Annotated in this window: 3 protein-coding genes; 1 reads left to right on the top strand and 2 read right to left on the bottom strand. The window is 72.5% G+C overall.

What is annotated here, in order from left to right; all coding sequences use genetic code 11:
* Window positions 1-2: 2 nt before the first annotated feature.
* Window positions 3-1,337: an MFS transporter gene (locus CCL05_RS07590; RefSeq protein WP_086559712.1), complete on the top strand. Its 1,335-nt coding sequence runs from the start codon at window positions 3-5 to the stop codon at window positions 1,335-1,337.
* Here the strand turns inward: CCL05_RS07590 and CCL05_RS07585 are convergent.
* Together CCL05_RS07585 and CCL05_RS07580 are read right to left on the bottom strand one after the other, a co-directional pair.
* Window positions 1,251-2,057 carry an ABC transporter permease gene (locus tag CCL05_RS07585; RefSeq protein ID WP_208641411.1) on the bottom strand — a complete coding sequence of 269 codons (807 nt, stop codon included), beginning with the start codon at window positions 2,055-2,057 and terminating at the stop codon, window positions 1,251-1,253. The two genes, CCL05_RS07590 and CCL05_RS07585, sit on opposite strands and share 87 nt — an antisense overlap.
* Before the next feature lies 1 nt (window position 2,058).
* The gene (locus CCL05_RS07580; protein ID WP_086559711.1) at window positions 2,059-2,862 is read right to left on the bottom strand and encodes an ABC-2 family transporter protein; all 804 of its coding nucleotides are present in this window, start codon (window positions 2,860-2,862) and stop codon (window positions 2,059-2,061) included.
* Window positions 2,863-2,926 lie beyond the last annotated feature (64 nt).

Genomic DNA, 2,926 nt, shown 5'->3' with positions numbered 1-2,926 from the left:
GTGTGACGGACGGGGCGGCGCGGCGCGAGGACGCCGACGGCGAGGGCTTACCCGGCCGCCCCCTGTGGCGCCGGCGGGATTTCGCCATCTTCTGGGCCGCGCAGACCCTCTCCGTGCTGGGCGACTCCTTCGCGCTGATCGCCCTGCCCCTGCTCGTGCTTGAGGCCACGGGGTCGGTCGCGCGGATGGGGCTGCTGACGGCGGTGGGCGGGGCGGCCGCGGTCGGGGCGGCGGTGTTCGCCGGGGCCGTGGTGGACCGGGTGGACCGGCGCCGGCTGCTCATCGCCTGCGACCTCGTGCGCATGGTCCTGTACGGGGTGATCCCGCTGGTGTGGCTGTTCGGCCCGCGGATCTGGCTGTTGTACGCGGTGCTGCCCCTGTGCGAGGCCGTCGGCATGCTGTTCGCGGTCGGCTACGTCACGGTCGTGCGGGGCCTGGTCGGCACGGGGCAACTCACCGAGGCCAACGGCCGGTTGAACGCGACGGCCGCCGCGGCAGGCGTCCTCGGACCGCTGTGCGCCGGACTGGTCGCCGCCTGGTCGGGCCCGGCAGCGGCCGTGGGCGTGGACGCGGCCAGCTTCGGGGTGTCGGCCGCGTGCCTGTGCTGCGTACGGTTCCGCAAGCGCACCCCGGACGAGCGGACGGGCCGGCGCACCGGACTGTGGCACGACCTGCGCACCGGCGTCGCCTTCCTCCACGGCCACCCGGTGCTGCGCTCGCTCACCGCCCTGCTGTTCGTCTTCAGCTTCCTCACCCTCGGCCTCAACGACCTGGTCATCTACCACCTCAAGCACGACCTCGGCCATGACGACGGCACGGTCGGCACGGTCATGGCGGTGGGCGCGCTCGGCACCATCACCGGCGCCCTGCTGGTGGCCCGCATCCGCCGCCGCCTCGGCTTCGGCCCGACGTGGACCGGTTCGGTCGCGGTGTGCGGGCTGGCCTTCGCGGGACTCGGCTGGGCCCGGGACGTGCCGGCGGTGGCGGCCCTGAGCGCCGCGTTCCTCGCCTGCGCCGGCATGGCGGGCACCTGCTCGATGTCGCTGCGCCAGGAGGTCACTCCCGAGCACCTCCTGGGCCGCGTCACCTCCGCCTTCTGGACGCTTCAGTACGCGGCGGCACCGATCGGCGCGGCCGTCCTCACCTGGGCCGCGGAGGAACAGGGCACGACACCGGTCGCCCTGGCCGCCGGAGCGACCTGCGTCCTGCTCGCCGTGACGGCCCTGTTCACCCCGATCCGGTCCGGCCGGTCACCCGTTGATCCCGGTGTAGTGCCGCAGGCTCCACCGCCACAGCAGCCGGGACCCCAGGTACGCCAGCAGCCCGAGCAGCGGTGAGGCCGCCGCCAGCCAGTACGGCACGCCGGTGGTGCGGCCGTGGCCGGTCAGGACCGCCGCCGGGAAGTAGGCGACGAACGCGAGCGGAAGACCGTAGGTCAGGAGGCCGCCCACGGCCTTGGGGAGGACGTTCAGCGGGTAGCTGCCGAACGTGCCGAGGAGTTCCTCCAGCCAGCGGCCCCATTGGTCGGCGGCCGGGAAGCGCAGGGCAGCGCTGGCCACGACCGTGAACAAGGCAGCCTCCAGCAGCATGCCGCCGAGGACGGCCGCGATCAGATACGTGATGCGGCCCGCCGTCCAGTCCAGGTCGCTGCGGGACAGCGCCCCCACCATCAGACCCGCCGCGACCGTCAGGTCCCCGATGGCGTTGGTGGGGAAGAACGCCAGCTGGATCTGCCGGTGGACCGGCATCGGGCGCATCAGGTAGATGTCGACCCGGCCTTCCTGGATCTGCCGGCCCGCCCAGTGCATCCGCCCCAGGAACAGCACGAACAGACCGTGCGCCAGCATGCGCGTCGCCGGGATCAGCAGCACGTCCGAGCTGTCCCAGCCGCCCATCCCGGCGAACCGGGACAGCAGCACCGTGGCGAACACGATCACCGACACCTGCCAGATCGCCCCGATCGCGATCATCAGCAGGAACTCGGTGCGGTACTCCATCTGCGCGCGGAAGTTGAGCGCGGTGACGCGCCACACGATCCGCAGAGCCTTCACCGACATCTCAGCCTCCCTGCGAGATCACGCGCCGGGCGGCCCGCCGCCACAGCAGCCGGGTGAACAACGCCAGCAGCACCACCCACGCGGCCTGCACGGACAGCTGGAAGGCCGCGTCGGACAGCGGGATCCGCCCCACGTACAGCGACAGCGGCACGCTCAGCGTGGCCTGGAAGGGCAGGAAGCCGCTCATCGTCACGAACCAGTCCGGGAAGAACCACAGCGGCGCGTACACCCCGGACAGCAGGTTCTGCGCGAACAGCAGGATGAGCATCGCGGCGGTGTTGCGGACCGTCCAGAAGCACAACTGGTCGAGCAGGAGCATGACGTAGTACAGGACCCACTGGCCCAGCAGCATGCTCAAGCAGAACACCCCGGCCACCGCGGCCGAGCGGGGCGGCTCGACGACCCCCGCGGCCAGGCAGATCGCGTATCCCGTCAGCGCCCACGCGAGGCCGTACAACTGCTCGCCGGCGGCCCGCAGGGCGTAGTAGCGCTGCGGCGGCAGCGGCCGCAGGTACCAGTAGACGATGGTGCCGAAGTGCATGTGCTGAAGGACCGTGTCCCGCCCCGCGTACTGGTCCAGCTCCCGCAGCCGGGACGCCAGCACGGCCAGCACGGCGTACGTGACGGCCTGGTCGCGGCTCAGCCCGGCGGTCGTGCCCGTCTGCGCGTACAGGCCGCGCCACAGCGACCACACCAGCACCACCTGGACGGCCAGCCGGAGCGCGACGGCGGTCATCCGGGGCGGGGCGTTCAGCTCGCCGAGCGGGGTGACACGGGCGGCGCGCCAGGCGTGCAGCACGGCCATGTCAGACCTCCCCGACGTGCACGTACGCGGCCCGCATCACGTCCTCCAGGTCCGCCTCGTCCAG

Source organism: Streptomyces africanus, assembly GCF_002150735.1.
Classification (GTDB): domain Bacteria; phylum Actinomycetota; class Actinomycetes; order Streptomycetales; family Streptomycetaceae; genus Streptomyces; species Streptomyces africanus.
This window is presented reverse-complemented; position numbering and strand designations above follow the sequence as displayed.

What these genes read in the sequence shown, in the direction of transcription:
- CCL05_RS07585 (WP_208641411.1), bottom strand. Translation starts at nt 2,057, where the DNA reads ATGTCGGTGAAGGCTCTGCGGATCGTGTGGCGCGTCACCGCGCTCAAC.
- CCL05_RS07580 (WP_086559711.1), bottom strand. Translation starts at nt 2,862, where the DNA reads ATGGCCGTGCTGCACGCCTGGCGCGCCGCCCGTGTCACCCCGCTCGGC.